This is a genomic window from Bradyrhizobium sp. SZCCT0148 (assembly GCF_018129985.1).
In the GTDB taxonomy this organism is placed as follows: domain Bacteria; phylum Pseudomonadota; class Alphaproteobacteria; order Rhizobiales; family Xanthobacteraceae; genus Bradyrhizobium; species Bradyrhizobium japonicum_H.
Genome location: NZ_JAFCKT010000008.1, coordinates 93,154 through 118,647 on the forward strand (window position 1 = coordinate 93,154; position 25,494 = coordinate 118,647).

22 protein-coding genes are annotated in these 25,494 nt (G+C 65.1%); 12 read left to right on the forward strand and 10 right to left on the reverse strand.

What is annotated here, in order from left to right; translation table 11 throughout:
- Window positions 1–169 precede the first annotated feature (169 nt).
- From JQ580_RS22925 to JQ580_RS22935, 3 genes are all read right to left on the reverse strand, one after another.
- A complete protein-coding gene (locus JQ580_RS22925) occupies window positions 170–2,716 on the reverse strand; it encodes an HWE histidine kinase domain-containing protein (protein WP_212282471.1) in 2,547 nt (848 codons plus the stop codon).
- Window positions 2,713–3,297, reverse strand: coding sequence for a biliverdin-producing heme oxygenase (locus tag JQ580_RS22930; RefSeq protein WP_212282472.1), 585 nt, complete (start codon window positions 3,295–3,297; stop codon window positions 2,713–2,715). Before JQ580_RS22930 ends, JQ580_RS22925 begins: the two co-directional genes overlap by 4 nt.
- Window positions 3,298–3,645: 348 nt before the next feature.
- A complete protein-coding gene (locus JQ580_RS22935) occupies window positions 3,646–4,089 on the reverse strand; it encodes a nuclear transport factor 2 family protein (protein WP_212282473.1) in 444 nt (147 codons plus the stop codon).
- A gap of 91 nt (window positions 4,090–4,180) precedes the next feature.
- Between JQ580_RS22935 and JQ580_RS22940 the strand changes: the two genes are divergently transcribed.
- The gene (locus tag JQ580_RS22940) at window positions 4,181–5,095 is read left to right on the forward strand and encodes a LysR family transcriptional regulator (protein ID WP_212282474.1); all 915 of its coding nucleotides are present in this window, start codon (window positions 4,181–4,183) and stop codon (window positions 5,093–5,095) included.
- A gap of 52 nt (window positions 5,096–5,147) precedes the next feature.
- Here the strand turns inward: JQ580_RS22940 and JQ580_RS22945 are convergent, their stop codons facing one another.
- Window positions 5,148–5,768, reverse strand: a complete 621-nt coding sequence (locus tag JQ580_RS22945; protein WP_212282619.1) for a glutathione S-transferase family protein — start codon at window positions 5,766–5,768, stop codon at window positions 5,148–5,150.
- 126 nt (window positions 5,769–5,894) lie between these two features.
- Between JQ580_RS22945 and JQ580_RS22950 the strand changes: the two genes are divergently transcribed.
- Window positions 5,895–7,169, forward strand: a complete 1,275-nt coding sequence (locus tag JQ580_RS22950) for a flavin-dependent oxidoreductase (RefSeq protein WP_212282475.1) — start codon at window positions 5,895–5,897, stop codon at window positions 7,167–7,169.
- A gap of 74 nt (window positions 7,170–7,243) precedes the next feature.
- On the opposite strand, the gene JQ580_RS22955 is transcribed toward JQ580_RS22950, so the two are convergent.
- Window positions 7,244–7,663 carry a PaaI family thioesterase gene (locus JQ580_RS22955; protein ID WP_212282476.1) on the reverse strand — a complete coding sequence of 140 codons (420 nt, stop codon included), beginning with the start codon at window positions 7,661–7,663 and terminating at the stop codon, window positions 7,244–7,246.
- 233 nt (window positions 7,664–7,896) lie between these two features.
- Here JQ580_RS22955 and JQ580_RS22960 point away from each other — a divergent pair, with 233 nt between their 5' ends.
- A complete protein-coding gene (locus JQ580_RS22960) occupies window positions 7,897–9,645 on the forward strand; it encodes a sensor domain-containing diguanylate cyclase (RefSeq protein ID WP_212282477.1) in 1,749 nt (582 codons plus the stop codon).
- A gap of 2 nt (window positions 9,646–9,647) precedes the next feature.
- On the opposite strand, the gene mutY is transcribed toward JQ580_RS22960, so the two are convergent.
- The gene (gene mutY / locus JQ580_RS22965; protein WP_212282478.1) at window positions 9,648–10,745 is read right to left on the reverse strand and encodes an A/G-specific adenine glycosylase; all 1,098 of its coding nucleotides are present in this window, start codon (window positions 10,743–10,745) and stop codon (window positions 9,648–9,650) included.
- Between the two features lie 122 nt (window positions 10,746–10,867).
- Here mutY and JQ580_RS22970 point away from each other — a divergent pair, with 122 nt between their 5' ends.
- From JQ580_RS22970 to JQ580_RS23010, 9 genes are all read left to right on the forward strand, one after another.
- Window positions 10,868–11,359, forward strand: coding sequence for a DUF721 domain-containing protein (locus tag JQ580_RS22970; RefSeq protein WP_212282479.1), 492 nt, complete (start codon window positions 10,868–10,870; stop codon window positions 11,357–11,359).
- A gap of 138 nt (window positions 11,360–11,497) precedes the next feature.
- The gene (locus JQ580_RS22975; RefSeq protein WP_212282480.1) at window positions 11,498–12,154 is read left to right on the forward strand and encodes a DsbA family protein; all 657 of its coding nucleotides are present in this window, start codon (window positions 11,498–11,500) and stop codon (window positions 12,152–12,154) included.
- Between the two features lie 217 nt (window positions 12,155–12,371).
- The gene (smc, locus tag JQ580_RS22980; RefSeq protein ID WP_212282481.1) at window positions 12,372–15,836 is read left to right on the forward strand and encodes a chromosome segregation protein SMC; all 3,465 of its coding nucleotides are present in this window, start codon (window positions 12,372–12,374) and stop codon (window positions 15,834–15,836) included.
- A 32-nt stretch (window positions 15,837–15,868) separates the two neighbouring features.
- On the forward strand, window positions 15,869–16,846 hold the full coding sequence (locus JQ580_RS22985) for a small ribosomal subunit Rsm22 family protein (RefSeq protein WP_212282482.1): 978 nt from the start codon (window positions 15,869–15,871) through the stop codon (window positions 16,844–16,846).
- A gap of 138 nt (window positions 16,847–16,984) precedes the next feature.
- Window positions 16,985–17,545, forward strand: coding sequence for a LemA family protein (locus JQ580_RS22990; RefSeq protein ID WP_212282483.1), 561 nt, complete (start codon window positions 16,985–16,987; stop codon window positions 17,543–17,545).
- Between the two features lie 35 nt (window positions 17,546–17,580).
- Window positions 17,581–18,798, forward strand: coding sequence for a M48 family metallopeptidase (locus JQ580_RS22995; RefSeq protein ID WP_212282484.1), 1,218 nt, complete (start codon window positions 17,581–17,583; stop codon window positions 18,796–18,798).
- Between the two features lie 195 nt (window positions 18,799–18,993).
- Complete coding sequence (locus JQ580_RS23000) at window positions 18,994–19,746, forward strand: P-loop NTPase family protein (protein WP_106951166.1); 753 nt, start codon at window positions 18,994–18,996, stop codon at window positions 19,744–19,746.
- A gap of 62 nt (window positions 19,747–19,808) precedes the next feature.
- Window positions 19,809–20,477, forward strand: coding sequence for a P-loop NTPase family protein (locus tag JQ580_RS23005; RefSeq protein WP_212282485.1), 669 nt, complete (start codon window positions 19,809–19,811; stop codon window positions 20,475–20,477).
- A gap of 219 nt (window positions 20,478–20,696) precedes the next feature.
- Window positions 20,697–21,029: a GIY-YIG nuclease family protein gene (locus JQ580_RS23010; RefSeq protein WP_212282486.1), complete on the forward strand. Its 333-nt coding sequence runs from the start codon at window positions 20,697–20,699 to the stop codon at window positions 21,027–21,029.
- Between the two features lie 16 nt (window positions 21,030–21,045).
- On the opposite strand, the gene JQ580_RS23015 is transcribed toward JQ580_RS23010, so the two are convergent.
- The 4 genes from JQ580_RS23015 to JQ580_RS23030 all read right to left on the reverse strand — a co-directional run bounded on the left by JQ580_RS23015 (window position 21,046) and on the right by JQ580_RS23030 (window position 25,344).
- Window positions 21,046–21,585 carry an adenine phosphoribosyltransferase gene (locus JQ580_RS23015; RefSeq protein WP_212282487.1) on the reverse strand — a complete coding sequence of 180 codons (540 nt, stop codon included), beginning with the start codon at window positions 21,583–21,585 and terminating at the stop codon, window positions 21,046–21,048.
- Between the two features lie 9 nt (window positions 21,586–21,594).
- The gene (locus JQ580_RS23020) at window positions 21,595–23,760 is read right to left on the reverse strand and encodes an anthranilate synthase component I (protein WP_212282488.1); all 2,166 of its coding nucleotides are present in this window, start codon (window positions 23,758–23,760) and stop codon (window positions 21,595–21,597) included.
- 262 nt (window positions 23,761–24,022) lie between these two features.
- Window positions 24,023–24,637, reverse strand: a complete 615-nt coding sequence (locus JQ580_RS23025) for a hypothetical protein (protein WP_249134361.1) — start codon at window positions 24,635–24,637, stop codon at window positions 24,023–24,025.
- A gap of 32 nt (window positions 24,638–24,669) precedes the next feature.
- Complete coding sequence (locus JQ580_RS23030) at window positions 24,670–25,344, reverse strand: dienelactone hydrolase family protein (protein WP_106951171.1); 675 nt, start codon at window positions 25,342–25,344, stop codon at window positions 24,670–24,672.
- Window positions 25,345–25,494 lie beyond the last annotated feature (150 nt).

The window sequence follows — 25,494 nt, forward strand, 5'->3', positions numbered from 1 at the left end:
CGTCGTTGCGACCCACGCTGCACCGCGGCACAATGGAGGACACTCCTTAATTGAACCTTCAAATTATTCGCGCGAGTCGAATCGGCGGGCGCAAATGCTGCTGATTTTATCGGCAGCTATGCGAGATCGTGCAAGGATCCGCAGCCGCATGCATAACGTGACGTAACCCTCATGATGCACGGGCCTGCTGCAATTTGCCGAGCGCGTGCTCGACCACTTCCAGCGTGTAGGGCTTCTGAACGACCGGCGCATCGGCCAGCTGCTCTGGGATCGGCGCGCGCTCGCCGTAACCGGTTGCGAAGATGAAGGGTACGCCAATCTCTTTCAGCTTCTGCGCCACCTTGATGCTGCTCTCGTTGCCGAGATTGAGATCGAGCAGAGCGAAATTCGGTCGGGTGCGCTCGATCGAACGTAGCGCCTGGTCGACCGACGCGGCGGTGTCGACGTGGCGCGCGCCGAGATCGAGCAAAATGACCTCCGCCGCCATGGCGATGATCAGATTATCCTCGACGATCAGCGCTGTTTCGGAGATCCGCGGACGGTCGGACTGCTGTTCCTCAAGTCGCATGGCTGCTCCTGCTATCGCCGGCATCAGTTCGACGTAATTGGCCGGAATGACGAACGTCGCCTGGACGCCCAGAAGGTCAAAGCGAATTTCCGCATCGCCCTTGAGATCGAACGGCACCGAGCGTTCGATGATCGTGGTGCCGAAGCCGCGTCGCGACGGCGGCTGCACCGGTGGCCCGCCGCTTTCCTTCCATTCGATCACGAGGCTGGACGAGGGATCGAGGCGCCAGACCACCTCGACGCTGCCGGTGGAATCGGCGAGCGCGCCATATTTGGCGGAATTGGTCATCATTTCGTGGACGACGAGAGCCAGCGTGGAGAACGCCTTGGGATCGAGCGCGACGTCTGGCCCGCCCATCTTCACCCGCCCTGCGCGCGCCCCGAGATAGGCGCCGGCTTCGGATTCGAGCAGGGTTCGCAGCGCCACCGGCGCCCAGTTCAGATTGGTGATCTGGTCGTGCGCGCGGGCCAGCGCCTGGATCCGACCGCCAAGGACGCTCGCAAACTCCTCCACGCTCGTCGCCGTGTCCTTGCTTTGCGCCACCAGCGCGCGGACGAGGCTCAGGATGTTACGGACGCGGTGATTGAGCTCGGCGATCATCAACTCCTGCCGCTCCTGCGCGCCACGGCGCTCGCGCGCGGCGAGGTCGGACAATTGCAGGATCACCTCCAGCAACGTGACGCGCAGACTCTCGGCGATGCGGATGTCGGCGGACGACCACGGTTTAGATTGCCCCGCCACGGCCTCCTGCCAGAGCTCGAAGCTCTTGCGCGGCGTCAGGCGCGGCCCGTTCGGACCTTCGTCATAGACCTTGTCGGGAGCGCCGGCCCAGTTCACGAAACGCGTGACCTCGCGCCGGAAGAACACCAGGCAGTCGCGCGGAGTCCGAGAGATGGGAATGGCGAGAAAGCCCGCCGCGCGGTCGCGAAACGCCTGGCCGGCGGCATAGACCTTGGCGATCTCGGCGCTGGCAAAGATCCGGCCCGGCGAGGTCCGGTTGATGAAGGCCACGAGATCCTTCACCTCGTCTTCGGTGGGCGTGTCTCCCTCGAGCACAATCTTGTTGTCGGACCAGACCGCGACGCCGTCGCACGCGATCATCTTGCGGTAATCGCTGAGAAAGTCGACGACCGCGCGACGGCTGTGCTCGTGTGAGGCCGCGACTTCGATCAAGCGCTCCTGAACCTGGTGAGCGCGCGCCTCATAGGCGACATCGCTCTCGCGCTCGCGTCCCTCGACGATCCAGGAGAACATCTGTCCGAACAGCTCGGCCGCGGTGCGCTTCTCGAACGAGATGTAGCGCGGCGAGTAATGATGGCAGGCGAACAGGCCCCACAACTTGCCGTCGCGCAGGATCGACACCGACATCGACGCGGCGACGCCCATGTTGCGCAGATATTCAATGTGGATCGGGGAAACCGATCGCAGCACGCTCATCGAGAGGTCGAGCAGACCGGCATTGTGCGTGGCCGTGGACAGAAGCGCAGCCGGCCTGGCATTTATGTCGGCAATGATGCGCAGCCAGTTCCGCTGATAGAGGATGCGGGCTTGGCGTGGAATGTCGGACGCCGGGTAATGCAGGCCGAGGAAGGTTTCGAGACCCGCTTCCGCGGTCTCGGCGATGACCTCCCCGGACCCATCCGGGTGAAACTGGTAGACCATGACGCGGTCGAATCCGGTCAACACCTTGAGCTGGCGCGCGGCTTCCCGTGCCAGATCGGTCATGCCGCGCGTCTTGCGGATGCGCTCCAGCATCAGGCGCACGAGTTCGCCGGAATTGATGCCGGGCTCGTTGACGCTGGGCTCTGCCTCGATCACGAGATAGACGCCGGAGAAATGGATCGCCAGATCGTAAAGCGGTTTGCCGGTCAGGAGCTCGACGCCGAACAGGCGCTCGGTCGCATCCGGCCCGCTCAAATGGTCGACGTGGCGGCGGATGGTCTCGACGGCGGCTTCGGAGAAAACCCGCGACAGGGGCTGCTGGAGCAGATCGGCAATTTCGGTCCCGAGGAAACTGCCGGCATTCTCGGACGCCATGCAGATCGTGAAATCGGAGAGCACGGTGAGCAGAAAGCCGTAAGGCTGCACGCTGCCGGGAACGTGAATCGGCTCGCGATCACAATTGGTGAGATTGACCGCCTCGTTCATACGCGATCCGCCGCCAATTCGAACGCGGCGAACGCGGCCTGAGCCGCCTCGATCACCTCATCTTCGTCGCAGGACTCCTCGCCCTGCAGCCTTGACAGGAAGCTCTGCCAGAGCCGCTTGCCGGTGCCATGGCTGAGATAAGCCGTCGCCCCCGCGACACGGGGATCTGCCGAATCCGCGACGGTCTTGAGCAGGAATTTCGCCCCGAGTCGCGAGCCCTCCAGCACGTACATCGTGCCGAGCACGCCGCTCGGTGTCATCGGCGCAACCGACACGGTGGACTGCGCGTCCCGGTCGAGCCACTCGAGATCCATCGCGATGGCTTGACTGCGCGTCCGCTCCGGCCAATCCGGGAAAATCCTGGCGACCCCGGCCTCGACCAGGGCCGCTTCGAGCGGCAGCAAGGCGCCGGCGCTGGCCTGGAGGAAACGGCGATATCCGGAGAAAACTGTGAGATCGAACGAGGACATCTGCGCATCGAGCTCCCGGTGCGCGGCGGAAGTCGCGTCTCTCAATCTTTCGCGGAGTCCGGGAAGGCTACGGCCCACCTGTGTCGAAACGTCCATAGCCCCAGCTAGCATAAAATTCCCAAGCGCGCGCAATGCCGGGGGCTCTATTGCCCCGGAAGCGAAGAAAACGCCGCGAGAAACCCAAAGGTTCCGCCTGAGAACTTGGAAAAATCGAGGCGGGGCATGCGCCCCGTCCTCTCTAATGATGTCGCCGGGGCCGATAGAGTTCGTACTCGATCTCGGCCCGGGTCATTCCAAGATCCTAAAGTTCTCGGTCGCTCATGGCGGCGAGGTGATACCGGGTCGCGGGCCGTCCGCGCGTGAAACGAACCATTTGCGTCAGTTCTCGCCAGAACCGCACGAACGGAACCAAATGCAGGGATCTACGGCGTCCCGCAGACGAGACGATGCTCAATTCTCTCAGCTTGCGACCCTCACAGGTGCCTGCGGAAACGGGCCCAGCGCCCGCTCGGTCAGGATCGAGTCGCAGTACTCGCGGATCTCCTTGATCTTGCCGTCCTCGAGACGAAACACCAGGCAATAGTCGTTGTCGTAGCGCACGCCCTCCGGCGTGACGTTGTCGCCCTTGGCTTCGACCACGACGACGTCACCATCGGCGATGAAGCGATGTGCGACGGTGCGGGTCCGGTCGCGCAGGCGGGTGCGCACATAGCCGTGCAGGTCGTTAAGGATCGCCTCCTTGCCGGTGAAGGTGCGCGACCAGGAATACTGGCCGGTCACGACCCATCTGGCATCCTCGGCAAGGCTTGCAGTAAACAGGGCGCGATCGCGCGCGGCCGGATCCGGATTGGCGGCGGCGGCGAAAATATCCTGCAGCAGTTTCTTGTTGGCGCTCGCGCTCATGGCGGCATCTCCTTTGGTGAGAACGTCAGGGATCATCGCGGCGCGCCAATAATTCTTCAAATCGATAGCTGGTATGATATCTATTCACCTCATGAATTTGAATTCGCTCGACCTCAACCTTCTGACTGCGCTCGACGCGCTGTTGCGCGAGGCGAATGTCAGCCGCGCGGCCATGCGGATCGGCCTGTCCCAGCCCGCAACGAGCCACGCGCTGCAACGCTTGCGCGACATCTTCGGCGATCCGCTGCTGGTGCGCACCGGCGCACGGATGGAGCCGACGCCGCGGGCGCTGGCGCTACGTGCGCCGCTGGCGCAGGCGCTCGACCAGGTGCGCGGACTGTTCCTGCCCGACGATTTCGACGCGGCGCGCAGCGAGCGGCAGTTTCGCCTAATGATGCCCGATCTCGCCGTCGAGCTGCTGATGCCGCCGTTGATGGAGAAGGTGACGCGCCTTGCGCCCAACGTCCGCATCGACGTCGTGCCGTGGCGGGGCCCTGCGATCTTCCACGCCGAGTTTGCCCGCACGATCGACCTCGTGATCTCGATCGGCAATGCCTTCAAGGGCTTTCATCGCCAATTGCTCTACACCGACCGCGACGCGCTGGCGGTGCGGCGCGGCCATCCGCAGGTGACGAAGCTGAAGCGGCGCGAGACGTTCCTGGCGGCCCGCCATGTCGGCGTGATCATCCGCGGCAATGCCGAAGATCTCATCGACACCTGGCTGCGTACCGAGGGCATCGAGCGGCACATCTCGCTGGTCGTGTCAGGCTATCTCGAAGCGCTGCATGTGGCCGCCCGCACCGACCTCGTCGCCTTCGTGCCGCGCCGGCTGATCGCGGCCCTGTCGAAGCAGCTCGGCCTCGTCGCGGTGACGCCGCCCCTCGACCCCGGGGTCGACGAGCAGTTCATGTTCTACCCGACCCGCGCGCAGATGGACCCCGGCTCGATCTGGCTGCGGCGGCTGATGCTGGAGACGGGGCGGGAATTGGAGAAGAAGGTTTCGTAGCCTGCGGATGCGCGAGGCGCCGTCCGCAAGGCTAACCTACCCGACGAGAGTCTCACGCCTTCTGCGCGGCCATCACCTTCGCCACCGCGGGACGATCCGACATGCGCTTGAAATGATCGGCAATCTTCGGCGTGGCGTTGATGTCGACGCTGTCGCCTTCGAGCCAGGTGGAGAGCGTGAAGAGATAGGGATCGCAGATCGTGTACTGCTCGCCCATCACCCAGGGCCCCCTGAACATCTTCTGCTCCATCAGGGCAAAGCAGGCCGCCATGGTCTTCGGCACCATCGCCTTCATGTCGGCGAACGAGCTCTCCTGCGTCGCCCAGCGCGCACCGCGCATCTTGTGGGCATGGTTGATGTGCACGGTCGAGCACAGATACGAATTGAGGGACTGCACCTGTGCGAAATCGAAGGGATCGTCGAGCGGCGCGAGCTTCGCCTTGGGAAAGGTTTGGGCGACGTAAGCCAGCATCGCCGGAGTCTCGGTGAGGACGCCCCGATCGGTCACCAGCGCCGGCACGCGGCCCTTCGGGTTGATCTTGAGATAATCCGGACTGTTCTGCTGGTTGTCCTTGAAGCTCAGCCGTTCGGCCGTGTAGTCGGCGCCGGCCTCCTCCAGGGTGATGTAGGTGGCAAGCGCGCAGGTGCCGGTCGCGTAGTAGAGCTTGAGCATGTCGGACCTCATGGGAAAATCCGAGGTTAACGGCCCTCAGTCGCGCCGTCCATAGGGGACGTCTTCGCAGTTGCCCACCCCCGCCCGGCTGTGCGATGACGCCTTCAATCGAGGGGGTATTTGGTCATGACGGTACTCATCGCCGGTGGCGGCATCGGCGGCCTGACGCTTGCTATCAGCCTGCACGGAATCGGCATTCCCGTGAAAGTGTTCGAGAGCGTTGCGGAACTGAAGCCGCTCGGAGTCGGCATCAACGTGCTGCCGCATGCGGTGCGCGAACTGATCGAGCTCGGGCTGCTGGACAAGCTCGATGCCAGCGGGGTGCGGACGCGCGAGCTCGCCTATTTCTCCAAGCACGGCAAGCCGATCTGGAGCGAGCCGCGCGGACTTGAGGCCGGTTACAAATGGCCGCAATTCTCGATCCATCGCGGGACTCTCCAGCAGATCCTGCTGGACACCGCGATCGAGCGGCTCGGGCGAGGCAACATCCTGACCAGCCATCATCTCACCGGCTGGACCGAAACCGCGGACGGCGTGCGCGCCGACTTCATCGACAAGGCGACCAGCAAGGCCGTCGGGACCTACGAGGGCGCGATCCTGATCGCCGCTGACGGAATCCATTCCGCCGTGCGCGAAAAGCTTTATCCGGGCGAAGGTCCGCCGATCTGGAACGGCCGCATCCTCTGGCGCGGAGTCACGCCGTCCAAGGCCTTCCTGACCGGCCGCACCATGATCATGGCCGGACATGAGATCCTGAAATTCGTCTGCTATCCCATCAGCAAGGCGCCGGACGCGGCGGGCAACCATCTGATCAACTGGGTTGCCGAACGCCATATGCCGCCGACATATCAGTGGCGGCGCGAGGACTATAACCGCACCGCACGGTTGGAAGAGTTCCTGCCCTGGTTCGAGAACTGGCAATTCGACTGGCTCGACGTGCCCGGCCTGATCAGGAATTGCCCGCACGCCTATGAATATCCACTGGTCGACCGCGATCCGATCTCGCAATGGACCTTCGGCAAGGTCACGCTGATGGGCGATGCCGCACACCCGATGTACCCGATCGGCTCGAACGGCGCCTCGCAGGCGATCCTCGATGCCCGCACCATCACCCGCGAGATTCTCGCGCACGGACCGACGACCGCGGCGCTGCTCGCCTATGAAGCCGAGCGCCGGCCCGCGACCACCGACCTTGTCCTGCTCAACCGCAAGAACGGCCCCGAGCAGGTGATGCAGCTGGTCGAGGAGCGCGCGCCCGACGGTTACAAGATCGTCACCGACGTGCTGTCGCAAAAGGAGCTGGAAGACATCGCCGCGAACTACAAGCGCGTCGCGGGGTTCCAGGTCGAGGCGCTGAACGCCAAGCCGCCGATCGTGAGTGCGGGCGCGCGCGCCGGCTAACACTTACAAAGCCGCGGGCTCCTCTTCACCTTCCCCGTGAGAACGGGGCGAGGGAGTGACGACCCGTGCCCGCTTCACCGCACCACCCGCGCCGCTTCCAGCAGCCGCTCGCTTGCGCTCGCCGTCGCCAGCACCGTGCCGTCTTCCGCCATCAGCCTGGCCTCGACGAAGGCAATCGTCCTGCCGAGCTGCGTCACCTTCGCCTCGGCGACGATCGGACCGGGTCTCGCCGGGCTGAGGAAATTCACGGTCATGCAGATCGTCGTGGTGTAGAGCCGGCCCTCGCTCATCACCAGCACCGCCGGGCCCATGGTGTCGTCGAGCATGGCCGACAGCATGCCGCCCTGGATGAAGCCGGCCGGATTGCAGAACTCCGGCTTGCCCTCGAAGCCGAGCCTGATCCAGCCCTCCTTGGGGCGGGCATCGAGCAGGCGCCATCCCAGCAATTCGGCACAGGGCGGCCTTGGAAAATCGTCGAGGGCGGTCTTGACCATTCGGGGCTCCGTTGCCGGTCTTTAGCTGAGGCCTGCTGACAGCCTGATGTCAGCAGGCGACGCCGCCCCGCAGCGGGCCGGAGACACCGGAACTTCGCGAGCGAAGCGGCGCTTCAGGTTTTATCAACCAAGCGGCTTCACGACCGATTCAATACGATCCAATTGGGCAATCCGCCGGTAAGCGGTTGGCAGGTACCACATGGCATACGCGACGGTGAAACCGGAGCCTATTCATGCGAGCCCTCTTGCAGCAGGTCGGAAACCGCCTGCACGCGATCGAAAACCACTTAACCGTCAGGACGCAGATCGCCGCGGCCGTGGCCGTCATGTCTGTCGTGCTTGTCGGCACGCTCGCCGCCGGCGCCGCACTCATCAGCTACAGAAACACGGCCGTTCTCATCGAGAGCAGCCTGACAGCGACTGCCGCCACGGCTTCGGGCCGGCTCGATCGGTTCATGGCGACGCGCCAACAGGAGATGAAACTGTTCGCTGAGATGCAGCCGATGCAAACGCAATGGCAGGGAAATCCGGCCGCTTTGCGCAGTTCGCTGGAGAACCTCCAGCGCTCATTTTCTGAATTCGCCTGGATTGGTTATGCCGACGTCAATGGCAACGTTGTTGCTGCCACCGGCGGACTCCTGCAAGGCAAGTCCGTGGCCGAGCGCCCGTGGTTCAAGCAGGGGCTCGAAAGAATGGCTGTGGGTGACGTGCATGAGGCGGTGCTGCTGTCGTCGCTGCTGGCGCAGCGCGCCAATAACGAGCCCTACCGCTTCGTCGACATTGCGGTCCCCGTGCGTGACGTCCATGGCGATCTGCTCGGCGTGCTCGGCGGTCACTTGAACTGGGACTGGGCCACAAGCCTGATCAAGGACGTCGAAGCCAATGACGGCAACGCCGACGCGACCCTGTCGATCCTCAGCAAGGGCGGAATGGTGTTGCTGGGCCCGCAGAAGCAGAGCATCCGCTACGGCGGCGATGAGCTCGCGCGCATCGTGAAAGCCGGCGCCGGCACATTCAGGGAAACCGAGAACGGCGAGCAGATGCTGACGGCTTTCCACGTCGGCAAGGGACATCGCGACTATCAGGGCCTGAACTGGATCGTCACCGCGACCCAACCGGCGAGCGTGGCGCTCAAGGCCGCGATCTCGTCGGCGCAGATGATCCTGGCGATCGGCGCTGCGACGGCGCTGATCGCGCTGTCGCTGGCCGTTGTGGTCTCTCGAAGAATAGCAGCCCCAATCATCGCCCTGACCCGGGAGGCCGATCGCATCGGACGCGTCCACGGCCCGACCATGTTGGCCCGGCAGAGCGGCTCGGCCGAGGTAGTGCAGCTCTCACGCGCATTGCGTTCGCTGCTGCGCCGCATCGGCCTTGCCGAGGAGCGCACGAAGGAAGCCGAGTTGCGCGCGACCGAGAACGCAATGCAGCTCCAGGAAGACATGCTGAAGCTGCGCCAGCTCGCCGAAACCGATTTCATGACCGGCCTAATGAACCGCCGGTCTTTCCTCGCTGTCGCCGACGACGCGGTGGCGTTCTCCCGCCGCTACAAGCGCAATATGGCGACGCTGATGATCGACATCGATCATTTCAAGAAGATCAACGACACCCATGGCCACGCCGCCGGCGACGACGCGATCAAGCGCGTCGCCGAGATCGTCAGCCAGTCGATCCGGACCACCGACAAGGCCGCCCGCTTCGGCGGCGAGGAGTTCGTGGTGCTGCTGCGTGAGATCGATCAGGAGACCGCCATATTGCTTGCCGACCGCATCCGAACATCAATCGAGGGCGCGAAAGTGACGCACGGCAATGTCGTTATTCCCATCACCGTTTCGGTCGGGCTCGCACTGTTCGACGAGAGCGATCGCGACGTGCAGGATGTGATCGAGCGCGCGGACCAGGGCCTCTATGTCGCCAAGACATCCGGGCGGAATCGTACCTTCCTGATGCCGGCGGAGGTCGAGCGCCCTGCGCGCGCCGCCTGAATTCAGTCGAGGGCGTGCGCGATCACCTTGCGCATGACATTGGGCAGCGCCTCATCGGCAAGAGTCGCGATCGGCACCCAGCGCATGCCCGCGGGCGCGCGGGTCCGGGCCTCGGCCTTCGCCGTGTAGACCACCAGCTCCAGCGGAAAATGCGTGAAGACGTGGCTGACGACGCCGACCTTGCGCTGCCAGCGCGACAGCCCTCTCAACGCCGGTGCCTGCTGCTTCGCTGTCGCGTCCTCTTGTCCCGCCACCCAGTCCGAGCCCGGCACTTCCGTCATGCCGCCGAGCAGGCCCTTTTCGGGACGGGATCGCACCAGCAGTTCGTCACCGCGCGTGACGACGAAGGCCGCACCACGGCGCAACGTGCCGTTCTTCTTCGGCGCCTTACGCGGAAACGTTTCCTGGGTGCCTTGCGCCCGCGCGGTGCAATCCTCGTTGAGCGGGCACAGCGAGCAGGCCGGCTTCTTCGGCGTGCAAATCGAAGAGCCCAAATCCATCAGCGCCTGCGCGCTATCGCCAGCGCGAGAGTCCGCCAACAGCGTCGCCGCAAGCTGCTGGATCACGGGCTTGGCCTGCGGCAACTCCTCCTCGACCGCGAACAGGCGCGACACCACGCGCTCGATATTGCCGTCGACCGGCATGGTGCGGCGGTCGAAGGCGATCGCGGCAATCGCCGCCGCCGTGTACGGCCCGATTCCCGGCAGCGCGCGCAGGCCCTCCTCGGTGTCGGGAAAGCTGCCGCCGTGGTCGCGCGTCACCGCGACCGCGCAGGCGTACAGATTTCGCGCGCGGGAGTAATAGCCGAGCCCGGCCCACATCCGCAGCACGTCGTCCTGCGAGGCCCGCCCCAGCGCGGTGACATCAGGCCAGCGCGCGACGAACTTTTCGAAATATGGGCCGACCGCCTTTACCGTCGTCTGCTGCAGCATGATCTCCGACAGCCAGACGCGGTAAGGGTCCGACGTCTCGCCGGGTGCGGCTCGCCAGGGCAGTCGGCGACGGTGGCGGTCGTACCATTGGAGAAGGGCGAGCGGGCGTGACGAGGTCTCCGCCCGACTGGGTTCCGATGTCGCCTTCAGCGCGGGTTTGGGGGTCATGCTCACACTGTAGCGAGATCGGCCTGATCTCTCCACGTCATGGCCGCGCTCCTCGCGGGCATCCCCGTCTTTCTTCACCGCCGGGAGCCTGTGGGTCGCGCCCCGGAGTGCTATAAGGGTTCATGTCCAAATACCCTCCAAAGCCCGGCCCCATCAGCGCCAAGCCGCTCGGGATCCTGCTCAACGACGTCTTTGCCGAGGCCTATGCCAAGCAGGGCTTTGCGGCGCGCGAACTGGTGACGCGGTGGGCGCAGATTGCAGGTCCCGAGATCGCGGCCCATGCCGAGCCCCTGAAGATGCAATGGCCGCGCCCGGTGGAGGGCCAGCCGCAGGAACCGGCGACTCTGGTGCTCCGGGTGGAGGGGCCGATGGCGCTGGAAATCCAGCATTCCGCCGACATCATCTTGGAGCGGGTCAACCGCTTCTTCGGCTGGAGCGCGGTCGGCAAGCTCGCCTTCCGCCAGGCGCCGCTGTCGCGGCCCCGGGCCCGGAAGCGGCCCGCCCCGCCCGACGCCAAAGCGGTGGCGGAGATGGCGGAGAGCCTGGGCGACATCGAAGATGAACAACTGAAGACGGCGCTGGCGCGGCTTGGGGCTGCCATCAAGCGAAATTGAGCCTTATTTCGCGGTCAATCTGGACCCGCCTCCACCGCTCGCCATTGCCTCAAGCTACGTTTCAAGCTAGCGACAGGCCGCCCGGCGGGAAGATGATAGACCCCTGGGGCGACATTTTTGCCAATTCGGGAGCCGACCGTGATCATCACCCGCCGCGCCTTCACCACGATGCTGTCGCTGACAGGGCTTGCCGCGCTCGCCGGACTCTCGCCGCTGCAATTCATATCCGAGGCGATGGCGCAGTCGGCCGCCGACGTCGCCAAGCCGGTGTCGCTGCCCGACATGGCGCTCGGTCCCAACGACGCCGCCGTGACTATCACCGAATACGCCTCGATGACCTGCCCGCACTGCGCCGCCTTCAACGAGCAGGTGTTTCCCAAGATCAAGAAGGAATACATCGACACCGGCAAGGTGCGTTACATCTTCCGCGAGTTTCCGCTCGACATCAAAGCTGCCGCCGGCTCCATGCTGTCGCGCTGCATCGCCAATGGCGACGGACCGAAATACTTCGCGGTCACCGACATGCTGTTCCGCCAGCAGAACGACTGGGTGGTGAAGAACACCACCGAGACCCTGACGCGGATCGGCAAGCAGGCCGGCCTCACCCAGCAGCAGGTCGAGACCTGCCTGAAGGATCAGGCGCTGCTCGACAAGATCGCCGCCGACCAGAAATATGCCAGCGACGTGCTGAAGGTCGATTCGACGCCGACCTTCTTCATCAACGGCGAGAAGATCAAGGGCGAGACCTCGTTCGAGGAGTTCGCCAAGAAGATCAATCCGCTGCTGAAGAGCTGATTCGCTCGTCAAGATCCTGATTCGCATCTCGAAAGCCGTATCTTTCCCGGCATAAATCCCTTGGGAAAAGCGGCTTTCGCCGGTTGCCCTCGCGGCGCACCGCGGCCATTGTCCAGCCGCATGAGGCGCCTCGCGCGACTCGCCCGGATAGCGGCATTGCCTTCCATGGTAGTGTCCCGGCAGGGGGATTCGCGCCTGCCAACAGAGATGCGTGCTTATGAAAATCACCCGCCTGCGCCTTCACGGCTTCAAGTCCTTCGTTGAGCCCACGGACTTCGTCATCGAGCCCGGCCTCACCGGCGTGGTCGGACCCAACGGCTGCGGCAAGTCGAATCTCGTCGAGGCACTGCGCTGGGCGATGGGCGAGACCTCGTACAAGTCTCTGCGCGCCGCCGACATGGATGCGGTGATCTTCGCCGGCTCCGGCAACCGTCCCGCGCGCAACCACGCCGAAGTGACGATGACGATCGACAATGCCGATCGCACCGCGCCTGCGGCGATGAACGACAGCCAGCTGCTCGAAATCTCGCGCCGCATCGAGCGCGAGGCCGGCTCTGTTTATCGCATCAACGGCCGCGACGTGCGCGCTCGCGACGTGCAGATCCTGTTCGCCGACGCCGCCACCGGCGCGCGTTCGCCCGCCCTCGTCCACCAGGGCAAGATCGGCGAGATCATCCAGGCCAAGCCCGAGCAGCGCCGACGCGTACTGGAAGACGCCGCCGGCGTCGCCGGCCTGCACGCCCGTCGCCACGAGGCCGAGCTGCGGCTGAAGGCGGCTGAAACCAACCTCACCCGCGTCGAGGACGTGATCGGCCAGCTCGCAGGACAAATGGAAGGCCTGAAGAAGCAGGCTCGCCAGGCCGTGCGCTACCGCGAGGTCGCGGCCAAGGTCCGCAAGGCCGAAGCCACGCTGTTTCATCTGCGCTGGATCGGCGCCCATGCCGACGTCAACGAATCCGGCCAGACCCACGATCTCGCGGTGCGCGAGATGGCCGAGCGCACCCAGCACCAGGCCGAAGCCGCCCGCATCCAGGCCATTCGCGCCGCCGAAATGCCGGCGCTGCGCGATGCCGAGGCGCGCGCCGCGGCCGGGCTGCAGCGTCTCACCAATGCCCGCGAGCTGCTCGACCGCGAGGAGGAGCGCGCCAAGGAGCGCGTCGCCGAGCTCGAGCGTCGCCTCGCCCAGTTCGAAGGCGACATCTCCCGCGCCCAGCAGCAAACCATGGACGCCGACGTCGCGCTGCAGCGTCTCGACACCGAAGATGCCGAGCTGAAGGAAGAGATCAAGTCGCGCGTCGAGAAGCGCTCCGGCGTCGACGAGCGTGTCGCCGAAGCCGAGGCTGTGCTGACCGAAACCGAGCAGCAATTCGCCGAACTCACCACCGCGCTCGCCGACCTCACCGCCAAGCGCAACCAGCTCGAGGCCAACGTCCGCACCCACCGCGACAAGCTGGCCCGGCTCGACCAGGAGATCGCGAACGTCGCCGCCGAAGAGCAGAAGCTTGCCGCCGAGACCGGCGGCTTCGGCGATCTGGACGAGCTGACTGCCCTGGTCGAGACCGCGGAAGAGACGCTGGCGGCTTCCGAAGCTGCAGCGCAGGCGAGCGAGGCCGCGCACGTCGCGGCGCGCCAGACGCTGGAATCCTCGCGCTCGCCGCTGGTCGAGGCCGACAAGCGCGCGCAGCGGCTCGAAACCGAAGCGCGCACGATCTCCAAGATCCTCAACGGCGAGACCAAAAATCTGTGGCCGCCGATCATCGACGGCATCACCGTCGACAAGGGCTTTGAAAAGGCGATCGGCGCCGCACTTGGCGACGATCTCGATGCGCCCATCGACCCGTCGGCGCCGATGCGCTGGACCAATGTCGGACACACCGACGGCGATCCGGAGCTGCCGGAAGGCGCCGTGCCGCTCGCCAATCACGTGCAGGCGCCGGCCGAGCTGACGCGCCGTCTGGCCCAGATCGGCGTGGTGCCGCGCGAGCGTGGCGCCGAACTGGTGTCGCAACTCAAGACCGGCCAGCGGCTGGTCTCGCCTGAAGGCGACGTCTGGCGCTGGGACGGCTTCGTCGCCGCAGCCCATGCCCCGACCGGTGCCGCGCGGCGCCTCGCCGAGCGCGCCCGTCTCGTCGACATCGAGAACGAGCTGGAGCAGGCCCGCATCGACGCGCAGGTCAAGCGTCAGGCGCTGGAGAACGCCGAGTCCGAGCTGCAGATGGCAGCCAGCACCGAAGGCGCCAGCCGCGAAGCCTGGCGCGCCGCGCAGCGCGAGCTCAATGTCGCGCGCGAGCGTCATGCCACCGCCGAGCGCGAGATCAGCCGTCACGCCGCGCGCAAGGCGACGCTGTCGGAAGCGCACAGCCGTCTCGCCGCCGACCGCGCCGAGGCCGAAGCCGCCTACGAATATGCCGAAGCCGGCATCTCCGAACTGCCGTCGAGCGAGGACACCGAAACCCGTCTCGCCGCGGTCCGCAGCGACATCGAAGGCCATCGCCGCATGGCGGCGCAGGTCCGCGCCGAAGCGCAGGCGCTGGCGCGCGAGGCCGAGCTTGCCGACCGCCGCGTCCAGGCGATCCTGGCCGAACGCACCGAGTGGCAGAACCGCAAGGAGAGCGCGGCCTCGCACATCGACACCATTCAGGCCCGCATCGCCGAGCTCACGATCGAGCGCAGCGAGCTCGAAAACGCGCCGCAAGTGTTCGCCGAGAAGCGCAGCGCGCTGATCACCGAGATCGAATACGCCGAGAACGACCGCCGCATGGCCGCCGACGCGCTTGCCACCGCGGAGAGCGCGATGGCCGAGACCGACCGCGTCGCCAAGCTGACGCTGGAGGCGCTCTCCAGCTCGCGCGAGGCCACCGCCCGCGCCGAGGAACGCATGGAAAGCGCGCGGCGCCGGCTCGAGGACATCGAGCGCGAGATCCGCGACATGCTGGAAGTCGAGCCCCAGGCCGTTGCAGGTCTGGCCGAGATCGAGCCCGGCGCGGAGCTGCCGCCGCTGCACGACATCGAGGAAGACCTCGAAAAGATGCGCCGCGACCGCGAGCGCCTCGGCGCCGTCAATCTGCGCGCTGAGGAAGAGCTGCGCGAGGTCGAGACCCAGCATAACGGTCTGGTCACCGAGCGCGACGACCTGGTCGAAGCCATCAAGCGGCTGCGCCAGGGCATTCAGAGCCTCAACAAGGAAGCTCGCGAGCGGCTTTTGACCTCGTTCGAGGTCGTCAACAACCACTTCAAGCGCCTGTTCGTCGAGCTGTTCGGCGGCGGCGAAGCCGCGCTGCACCTGATCGAGAGCGATGACCCGCTCGAAGCCGGCCTCGAAATCATCGCAAAACCGCCGGGCAAGAAGCCGCAGACGCTGTCCCTGCTCTCGGGCGGCGAGCAGGCGCTGACCGCGATGGCGCTGATCTTCGCGGTGTTCCTCACCAACCCTTCGCCGATCTGCGTGCTGGACGAAGTCGACGCGCCGCTCGACGACCACAACGTCGAACGGTACTGCAATCTGCTGCACGAGATGACCAGCTCGACCGACACGCGCTTCATCATCATCACGCACAATCCGATCACGATGGCGCGGATGAACCGACTGTTCGGCGTCACCATGGCCGAGCGCGGCGTCTCGCAGCTGGTGTCGGTCAGCCTGTCCGAGGCGGTGGACATTCTCGACCAGAACGTGGCGTGATACGGCTGGCCCAGGAATGACGGTGGGCGACCATGATCTCGCCCACCCTCCCCGCTGAACTCAAGGCCGCCCTCGACGGCAAGCTCCAGGGCTTCTCGCGCACCGAGGCCGCACATCGATCCAAGAGGATCTCGACAAGCTATCGCTCAGGCGGCGGCTCCGGCACGATCAAGTCGGACGCCGATGCCCTCGCCTATGCGCTGGCGCGCATGCCAGCGACCTATGCTGCCGTGGCGGCCAGCCTGAATGCGCTGACCGGGATGACGCCGAACCTGGCCCCGGAAACGCTGCTCGATGTCGGTGCAGGGCCGGGCACCGCAAGCTGGGCCGCGGCGGAGGCCTTCCCCTCGCTGCAAGACTTTACGCTGCTCGATGCCAACGCGACCCTCAGCCGCCTCGCACTCGAACTGGCCCGCGGCAGCTCGCGATTGGCGGACTGCCGCTACCTGCCGGGCGACGCCGGCGGCAACCTCACAGAGGTCCCGCAAGCCGATCTGGTCGTTGCGAGCTACGTCATCGGGGAACTCAGTGACGCCGCGCAACGCAAGCTCACGGAAGCCATGTGGGCCAAGGCGCGCCATGCCCTGATCGTGATTGAGCCCGGCACGCCGGCCGGCTATGCGCGTATCCTCGCCCTGCGCCAGCAGCTCATCGCTGCGGGTGCCTTCGTCGCCGCGCCCTGCCCGCACGAAAAGCCCTGCCCGCTCGTCGCGCCCGACTGGTGCCATTTTAGCCAGCGCCTGCCGCGCTCGCAGGCCCATCGGCAGATCAAGGGCGCCGACGTGCCGTTCGAGGACGAACGCTTCATCTACGTCGCCCTGACCCGCACCCCACCCGCCACGCGCGCCTCGCGCATGCTGGCGCCGCCGGATGTCGGCAAGGCCGAGATCACCGCGAAGCTCTGCACCAAGCATGGCGTCGAACTCGCCAAGGTGCCGCGGCGCGACAAAGCGGCATACGCCGGTGCGCGCCGCTGGCGGTGGGGCGATGCCGTGATTGCCGAAAGTTAACCTCGCAGCCCGTTTTGCCTTGAACTCGTGCGGCTCCTCATTCGACCAAGTCTTACCTTCCTTCTGCGCCGGGCTCTCATCCCGCGTCAATTTGGTTTAGGCTAGCGCCCGCCTTCTTCCCCCCTTCAGGAGTTCTCCATGTCGACCGGCTGGATCGTTCTCGGCGTCATCGTCGTCCTCGCATTCCTGGCGTTCAGCGCCTACAACCGCTTGGTGGCGCTCAGCCAGCGCGTCGGCCAGGCCTTTGCCGATATCGACGTGCAACTCAAGCAGCGCCACGACCTCATTCCGAACCTGGTCGAGACCGTAAAGGGGTATGCCTCGCACGAGCGCGGCACGCTCGACGACGTCATCAAGGCGCGCAATTCGGCGATGTCGGCTCAGGGGCCGGCGCAGGTATCCGCGGCCGAAAACCAGCTGTCGGGCGCGCTCGGCCGGCTGATCGCACTGTCGGAGGCCTATCCCGACCTCAAGGCCAATGCCAATTTCCAGCAGCTCGCATCCGAGCTCTCCGACCTCGAGAACAAGATCGCGGCGAGCCGCCGCTTCTTCAACAATGCGGTTCAGGAATACAACACCGGCATTCAGCAACTGCCTGCGGCGCTGTTCGCCGGCATGTTCGGCTTCACCAAGAAGGACTTCTTCGATCTCGGCGCCAGCCGTACCGAGGTCGAGGCCGCGCCGCAGGTGAAGTTCTGAAGTTGAGCCGATAGGCCGGCAGGGCACACCGCGTCATGGCCGCGTATGGTCTCTACACGCACATCGCCTCGAACAAGTTTCGTTCGATGCTGCTGCTCGCCGGCCTGTTCGCGCTGGTCTATGTGCTGGTCTATGCCGGCGCGTTGGTCGCAGAAGTCGTCATCAACGGCAATGAGACCGTCGTCTATTATCTGAGGCGCGCCCTCCACGATCTGATCGTGGCCGCACCGGTTGCGACGATCGTGGCGGCGGTCTGGGTCGTGATCGCCTATTTCTTCCACCAGTCGATGATCGACGCGGTGACCGGCGGCCACGACGTCACAAGGCAGGAGGAGCCGCGGCTTTACAATCTGCTGGAAAACCTCTGCATCTCGCGCGGCATCACCATGCCGAAGCTGAAGATCATGGAGAGCCCGGCGCTGAACGCGTTCGCGACCGGCCTCAATCCCAGGCAATATTCCATCACCGTAACCACGGGTCTCCTCAGCGCGCTGAACGATAAGGAGATCGAGGCGGTGCTGGGCCACGAGCTGACCCACATCAAGAACGGCGACGTGCAGCTGATGGTGGTCGCCGTCATCATCGCCGGCGTGGTCGGCTTCTTCGGCGAACTGTTCTTCCGTCTGTTCGCGAACTCCAACTGGGGCTCCAGCCTGGGCTCGTGGTCCTCGGGATCTTCCTCCTCATCCCGCTCGTCCTCGTCCTCGAGCGACAGCAAAAATTCCGGCGGCGGCGGCGCCGTGATCGTGATCATCATCGCAATCGTGCTGATCGTGGTGGCCTGGCTGCTGTCCCAGGTGGTCAAGCTCGCTTTGTCGCGGTCGCGCGAATATCTCGCCGACGCAGGCTCCGTCGAACTGACGAAAGATCCCGATGCGATGATCTCCGCACTGCGCAAGATCGAGAATCGCGGCGAGCTGCCCGGCGCGACCTCGGCCGTGATGGAGCTCTGCGTCGACAACCCTCGCGAAGGCTTTGCCGATCTGTTCGCGACCCACCCGTCGGTGCAATCCCGGGTCGACGCGCTGGTCAAGTTTGCCGGCGGCCGCGATCCCGGCCCGCTGCCACCGCCCGGAGACGAGACCGACGAGCCGGAGCCGCAGACCGGCCAGCCCGACGCGCCGCCGCCGGTGGCGAAGGGACCGTGGAACGACGCCGGTGGCTCGGCTCCGCCACCCGTGCTCGCACCCGGCCCCGCCGGAACCGCAGCGGGAAGCCCAATCGATCCGATGGGTCCCTGGGGCCGCCATTGAGTGCGTGATTTACCGCCGCGCGCGCCGGGCTTTGCGAGGGCTGGGAAAAACTTCGGGAATTGCCTTATCGGCATGCCGAGGAATTGAATTCTCCCTTGTTTCTGCCATGTTCGCGCCCAACAGCAGACTCGGGACATCGATTTGGGGCCCGGCCGATTGCGACCTTGCGATCGGAGGGCGCGTTAGGGGACAGCAATGGCAAAGCCGGCAGTGGTTGTGGTGGGCGCGGACAAGGGCGGGGTCGGCAAGACCACGGTATCGCGCACCCTGCTTGATTATTTTTCCGCCAACAACGTGCCGACGCGCGCGTTCGACACGGAGTCGCCGCGCGGAACGCTGAAGCGCTTCCACCCCGACATCACCGAGATCGTCGATATGACGACGACGGCCGATCAGATGAAGATCTTCGACACGCTCAACGCAACAAGCCCGTCGGTCACCGTGATCGACGTCCGCGCCGGCCTGCTTTCGCCGGCGCTGGCCTCGCTCCGGGACATCGGCTTCCTGGACGCCGCCAAGGCCGGCCAGATCACCTTCGCGGTGTTCCACATCCTCGGCCCCTCGATCGCCTCACTGGACGAGATTGCCGAGACCGCAGGCTTCATGGGCGGCGCGAAATATTTCCTGGTGAAGAACTTCATCAACGACACCCAGTTCTTCCAGTGGGACCAGGCGACCTACCAATCGTATTTCAACCGCATCAAGGACGCGACCGAGCTGACCATCCCAAAGCTCAACGAAATGGCCTATGAACAGGTCGAAGTGTCCTCCGTCCCGTTCCTGAAGTTCGTGGCCAACAAGGGCATCAACGACGAGGCCGCGAATTATTCGTTCGTGCTGCGCGGCTATGTCCGGCACTGGCTGGCGAACGTCTGGAGCGAGTTCGACCGGATCCGCCTGACCGATATCGTCGGGTCGAAAGCCACGACCCGCAACAGCGAAAAATAGTTGCGCGGTCCGGGCTGATACGGCTGGATTGGGGCGGTGAGTTCGCTCAGATAATAGCCGCAATGCCCGCAACGCCCGTCTACATCATCTGCTCGCCCCGCCCGCAGGTCGGCAAGACCCTGCTGGCGCGGCTGCTTGCCGAATTTCTTCTGCTCAAGAACGGCAACGTCGCGGCCTTCGACGTCAATCTGAAGGAACCGTCTCTGCTCGACTACCTGCCGAAGATCACGGAGACCGCCGACGTGATCGACACCTACGGCAAGATGCAGTTGATGGACCGCGTCATCGTCGATGACGGCGTCGCCAAGGTGATCGATCTCGGCTTCCACGCCTTCGACGAGTTCTTCAAGATGGTCGATGAGATCGGCCTGCTGAAGGAGGCTGCCCGCCGCCATGTCGCTCCACAGATCCTGTTCGTTGCCGACACCGACCGCGCCTCGGCCCGCGCTTACGAGATGCTGCGCGAGCGGATCCCGCGGATGAATCTGATCACGGTCGACAACGAATACGTCATTCGCGGCGAGCTGCCGGCTGCGATGGCCGGCGGCCGCCTGTTCCGTCTGCCCGCGTTGCCCGGCTTCCTCAAGACCTATGTCGACCGGCTGACCTTCTCCTTCACCGGCTATCTGCGCCAGGAGAAAGACGCCTCGACCGAACTGCACCAGTGGACCCGGCGGAATTACTTCGCCTTCCGCGAGCTCGAGCTCAGCCTGATCCTGCAGCGATCCTGACCGTCTCGTCATTCCGGGCCTGACGAACTCGCGAGCCCGGACTCCATCGGCCGAAGGGGCTGCCGCGCAATGGATTCCGGGTTTGCGCTAACGCGCGCCCCGGAATGACGAGAGATGAAGAAGCGCCATCTTCAAAATATTTTATCCGGGTAATATTGACGCCCGGCGCTTATGCCTCTACTGAGGCTGCAACAGCGTCCTCAACAAGGCCCGACACCCGTGAGCATCGACCGGAAAGCAGCGATCGCCGCCTACAAGGAGCGAAAGACCATCGCGGGCATCTATGTCGTCCGCTGTGCGGCCACTGGCGAAGCCTGGGTCGGACAGGCCCCGAACCTGGAGACGATCCAGAACCGCATCTGGTTCTCGCTACGCCAGGGCAACCACACCTGCCGCAGCCTCCAGGCTGCCTGGAATGCGCATGGCGAGGCCGGCCTGACCTTTGGCGAATGCGAGCGTCTTGAGGATGAAGAAACCGCCTATGTCAGGAACGCGCTCCTGAAGGAGCGCCTGCTGCATTGGCGCGATGAACTGAAGGCCGAAGCGATCTGAGGAGAACTGCGACCTCTCAGTGCCCCTCGAATGTCATCAGTGTGCGCACCGGCACGTCCATGGCGCGCAGCTTGGCGGCGCCACCGAGCTCGGGCAGGTCGATGATGAAACAGGCGGCGACCACGTTGGCCCCGATCTGGCGCAGCAGCTTGACCGCGCCTTCCGCGGTGCCGCCGGTAGCGACGAGATCGTCGACCAGGATCACGCGCTCGCCCGGCGCGATCGCGTCGACATGCATCTCCATCTCGTCGATGCCGTATTCGAGCGAGTAGGCGATGCGCACGGTGGTGTGCGGCAGCTTGCCTTTCTTGCGGATCGGCACGAAACCGGCCGAGAGCTGGTGCGCCACCGCGCCGCCGATGATGAAGCCCCTCGCCTCCATGCCGGCGACCTTGTCGATCTTGTTGCCGGCCCAGGGATTGACGAGTTCGTCGACCGCGCGGCGGAAGGCGCGCGCATCCGCAAGCAGGGTCGTGATGTCGCGGAACATGATCCCCGGTTTGGGATAGTCGGGAATTGTACGGACGCTCGCCTTAATATCGTGGTCAAAGGTCATTGGTGCCTCTCAATCAACCCGCGCATCCAGCCGGAACGCATTCTCGACAATCTTCAAGCCCACCTCGTTGCCGAGCGACATCAGCGACTCCGGGTGGAATTGCACGCCGGCGACAGGCAGCGTCTTGTGCTCCAGCGCCATGGCGACGCCGTCCTCGGTGCTGGCGGTGACGGACAGAACCTCCGGCATGCTGTCGCGCTCGACATAGAGCGAGTGATAGCGGCCGATGACGATCTCGTTCGGCAGGTTGCGCATCAAGCGCCCGCCGCGCACCTGCACCCGCGAGGGCCGGCCATGGGCCGGATGGGTGAGCTGGCCGAGCTCGCCGCCGAAATATTCGCCGATCGCCTGCACGCCGAGGCAGACGCCGAACACCGGCAGCTTCTTCGCCAGCGCCGCATCGATGGTCTTCTTGATCCCGAAATCCTCAGGCCTGCCGGGACCGGGCGACAGCACCAGCAAATCCCACGTCTTCCGCTTGAGCATGTCGAGTGCGTGGATATGGCGGACCACAGTGACGTCGGCGCCGACCTGGCGGAAATAATCCGCGAGCATGTGCACGAAACTGTCGTCGTGATCGATCAGCAGCACCTGCTTGCCCGAACCGGTCGCATCCGGCGCAAAGGTCGACAGCGGCTTCGGCGGATCGCCGCGCAGCGCCTGGAACAGCGCGGCGGCCTTGACCTGGCACTCGCGGTCTTCGGCGGCCGGATCGGAATCGAACAGGCAGGTGGCGCCGACGCGAACTTCGGCCAGACCGTCCTTCATGCGGATGGTGCGGATGGTCAGGCCAGTGTTGATGCTGCCGTCGAAATTCACCGCGCCGATCGCGCCGGCATACCAGCGCCGCGGCGAGCGTTCGTGATCCTCGACGAACTGCATCGCCCACAGTTTTGGCGCGCCTGTCACGGTGACGGCCCAGGCATGGGTGAGGAAGGCATCGAGCGCGTCGAAGCCGGGACGCAGCATGCCCTCGACATGGTCGACGGTGTGGAACAGCTTCGAGTAGGTCTCGATCTGCCGGCGCGCCAGCACCTTGATCGTGCCGGGGACACAGACGCGCGCCTTGTCGTTGCGGTCGACGTCGGTGCACATGTTGAGCTCGAACTCGTCCTTCTCCGAGTTCAAGAGCTGGCGGATCTGCTCGGCATCGCCGATCGCATCACTGCCCCGCGCGATGGTGCCCGAGATCGGGCAGGTCTCGACGCGGCGCCCGTCCGAGCGCACGAACATTTCCGGCGAAGCGGAGACGAGAAACTCGCCCTCGCCCAGATTCATCAGCGCGCCGTAGGGCGACGGGTTGATGACGCAGAGGCGCTGGAAGACTTCGGCCGGCGAACGCTCGCAGGGCTCGGCAAACAGCTGTCCTGGTACCGCCTCGAACAAATCGCCGCGGGCGAACGCGGCGCGCGCGGTCTCGACCGTGGCCTGATATTCGCCGGGCGCGTGATCGGCAAAACCCTGCCGTGGTGTCTTCAGATAAGGACTCTCGGCCGTCTCGCGCGGCAGGCCCTCGGTGGATTTACCCTTCCACGCGAAGTCGTAACTCAGCACCACGCCGCGGCCGGTAGCGCGGTCATAGGCAAGCAGGCGATCGGGCACATAGAGCACGATGTCGCGCTGATCGCTCTCTCGCGCCCGCTTCTGCACGAGGTCTTCGATCTGGAACACGAGGTCGTAGGCAAAGGCGCCGAACAGGCCGAGCAGCCCGTCGTCATTGGCGGAGAAGGCTGCGATGATGTCGCGCACCAGCGACATCACGCTGGCGCGCCGCGTGCGCTGATCCTCCTCGACCGGCGCATCGCCACGGAGGATGTGGCCGGCCAGGCGCGTCGTCGTCTTCTCGGAGATCACGACACAGGGCTCGCGCAGCACGTCGCCGAGGAAAGCGATCAGCACCTCTCCGCGCACGTTGAGCGCTTCGAGCTTGAAATTGACGCCCGTGGTCTCGAGCTTGAGCGGCGGATCGGAGAAGCCGAGGTCAAAGCTCTCGTAGCGGCCGGGCACGGTCGTGCCCGAGGACAGCACCACGCCGCGGCGGCGGTCGAGCAGATTGATGAGGTCGTCGAGCCGGTTGGCGCCGCCAGTAAACTGCTCCGCCACGCGTGTGATCGCCAGACCCGCGCGGGTCGCGTAGTCGCTTCTGGCCGGGAGGGCAAAGACGGTCCTGTTCATGTCGTCCTCTTACGAAACTTGCCGAGGGAACGCCACACAGGACAAACGAAAAGGCCGCCGCGCTGTGCAGGCGACCTCAGACGATTTGGGAAAGGAAAATCGCACCGGCCACCTCGTTAGGAGGTGCGCCACCAAAGACGGGCTGGGCGGGCTGCGGTGCTCATGAGCGGATACTCACCATGGCGCGGGGGCGGCGTCAAGGCGAGAAACCTCCCCGCGGCCGGCCGCGGCACGCAGCGTTCGGCTGCCGCTTCTGCCTGGGTCAGGGCTCCTCGGCCTGCGGCTCCCAGCCGAACCGGTTCTTCTTCCGATCCCATTTGAGGACGGAATAGCCGTCGCATTCCATGCATCCCCAAAGGACGAGCTTGCCGCCCTTGTCCTTCGAGAGAGCTGCGAACTGGCGGTTCGTGCGCACGGCGTCGACAAAGCGGATCTTCGGCTTCTCGCCGTCCGGCTGATCGAGGAGCAGCATGAACCTGCCCTTGCGACCCGCACACTCCTGAAACACGCCGACCACCGCGATCTGCTTCGTCGCGCCGCCGTCGAAGCGTCCCTCGATGGCAAAGGACATGTCGGCGCCCTTCATCGTGTCGGCGCCGTTTTCGAGGATCAGCTCTTTGGGGATCAGGTCCTTGCGGAATTCAGTCGCCTTGCACCAGCTCTTGCGGATCTGGTTCGCGGGGATGCCGCGAACCTCCGTCGTGAAAGGTTGGAATTCCGCGATGACCCACCAGGCCTCGGTTTTGAGATTACCGTTCAGCGTGACGAAGGCTTGCTGTGCCGGCGCCTGAGTTGCCGTCAGCAGCCAGACGCCAAGGACGATCACCGGTCGAACGATCGAGCCGAGCACGCGGCGCATGAGAGACGATGTCGACATTCGCTCGCTGCCCTTGGTCGATTGCTCCCGCCTCAACCCAGATGCTTCCTGAAAAACTCCGTCGCCCGCCCCCAGGCGAGTTCGGCGGCTTCGCGGTCATGCACGGCCTGCCGCTGCTCGTTGACGAAGGCGTGCTCGGCATCATAGCGGAACAGCTCCAGCGACTTGCCAGCGGCCTTCATGGCCTTTTCGAAGCCGTTGACCAGCTCCGGCGTGCACCAATCGTCCTTGTTGGCGAAATGCGCCTGAAGCGGGATCTTGACGTCGGCGGGCTTGGCCGCCTGCTCGGGCGGGATGCCGTAGAACACGACGCCGGCCGCAAGCTCCGGCACATGCACCGAGCCGATGATGGTGACGGCACCGCCGAGGCAGAAGCCGGTCAGCCCGACCTTGGCGCCGTTGCGCGACAGATATTGCGCGGCACCGCGCACGGTCTGCGTGGTGGCGTCCATGAAGTCGAGCGAGTTCATCTCCTTGTTGGCGCTGTCGGTGTCGTGATACGGCACCACCTTGCCCTTGTAGAGATCGGGCGCCAGCGCGTCGAAACCAGCCAGCGCGAAGCGGTCGCACAAGCCCTTGATCTGGTCCGACAGGCCCCACCATTCCTGGATCACGACCACGCCCGGCGCATTGCCACGCGCGGCATTGGCGAGATAGCCCGAGGCGTCCTTGCCGTCCGGACGCTTGAAGGTGATGGCGGTTCCCATGGTGTCCTCCGATGAGTTTCTGGGGAGCGGTTGGTGGCATTTTGGCGGGTGCGGGCACGCGGCGCAATCCACACTGTCGTCATTCCGGGGCGCGCGATAGCGCGAACCCGGAATCCATCGGGCGGCAGAGTCGGTCGATGAATTGATTCC

Excerpts from the sequence above, each read along its gene's own strand:
- JQ580_RS22925 (WP_212282471.1), bottom strand. The coding sequence starts at position 2,716 with ATGAACGAGGCGGTCAATCTCACCAATTGTGATCGCGAGCCGATTCAC.
- JQ580_RS22930 (WP_212282472.1), bottom strand. The coding sequence starts at position 3,297 with ATGCTAGCTGGGGCTATGGACGTTTCGACACAGGTGGGCCGTAGCCTT.
- JQ580_RS22935 (WP_212282473.1), bottom strand. The coding sequence starts at position 4,089 with ATGAGCGCGAGCGCCAACAAGAAACTGCTGCAGGATATTTTCGCCGCC.
- JQ580_RS22940 (WP_212282474.1), top strand. The coding sequence starts at position 4,181 with ATGAATTTGAATTCGCTCGACCTCAACCTTCTGACTGCGCTCGACGCG.
- JQ580_RS22945 (WP_212282619.1), bottom strand. The coding sequence starts at position 5,768 with ATGCTCAAGCTCTACTACGCGACCGGCACCTGCGCGCTTGCCACCTAC.
- JQ580_RS22950 (WP_212282475.1), top strand. The coding sequence starts at position 5,895 with ATGACGGTACTCATCGCCGGTGGCGGCATCGGCGGCCTGACGCTTGCT.
- JQ580_RS22955 (WP_212282476.1), bottom strand. The coding sequence starts at position 7,663 with ATGGTCAAGACCGCCCTCGACGATTTTCCAAGGCCGCCCTGTGCCGAA.
- JQ580_RS22960 (WP_212282477.1), top strand. The coding sequence starts at position 7,897 with ATGCGAGCCCTCTTGCAGCAGGTCGGAAACCGCCTGCACGCGATCGAA.
- mutY (WP_212282478.1), bottom strand. The coding sequence starts at position 10,745 with ATGACCCCCAAACCCGCGCTGAAGGCGACATCGGAACCCAGTCGGGCG.
- JQ580_RS22970 (WP_212282479.1), top strand. The coding sequence starts at position 10,868 with ATGTCCAAATACCCTCCAAAGCCCGGCCCCATCAGCGCCAAGCCGCTC.
- smc (WP_212282481.1), top strand. The coding sequence starts at position 12,372 with ATGAAAATCACCCGCCTGCGCCTTCACGGCTTCAAGTCCTTCGTTGAG.
- JQ580_RS22985 (WP_212282482.1), top strand. The coding sequence starts at position 15,869 with ATGATCTCGCCCACCCTCCCCGCTGAACTCAAGGCCGCCCTCGACGGC.
- JQ580_RS22990 (WP_212282483.1), top strand. The coding sequence starts at position 16,985 with ATGTCGACCGGCTGGATCGTTCTCGGCGTCATCGTCGTCCTCGCATTC.
- JQ580_RS22995 (WP_212282484.1), top strand. The coding sequence starts at position 17,581 with ATGGCCGCGTATGGTCTCTACACGCACATCGCCTCGAACAAGTTTCGT.
- JQ580_RS23000 (WP_106951166.1), top strand. The coding sequence starts at position 18,994 with ATGGCAAAGCCGGCAGTGGTTGTGGTGGGCGCGGACAAGGGCGGGGTC.
- JQ580_RS23005 (WP_212282485.1), top strand. The coding sequence starts at position 19,809 with ATGCCCGCAACGCCCGTCTACATCATCTGCTCGCCCCGCCCGCAGGTC.
- JQ580_RS23015 (WP_212282487.1), bottom strand. The coding sequence starts at position 21,585 with ATGACCTTTGACCACGATATTAAGGCGAGCGTCCGTACAATTCCCGAC.
- JQ580_RS23020 (WP_212282488.1), bottom strand. The coding sequence starts at position 23,760 with ATGAACAGGACCGTCTTTGCCCTCCCGGCCAGAAGCGACTACGCGACC.
- JQ580_RS23025 (WP_249134361.1), bottom strand. The coding sequence starts at position 24,637 with ATGTCGACATCGTCTCTCATGCGCCGCGTGCTCGGCTCGATCGTTCGA.
- JQ580_RS23030 (WP_106951171.1), bottom strand. The coding sequence starts at position 25,344 with ATGGGAACCGCCATCACCTTCAAGCGTCCGGACGGCAAGGACGCCTCG.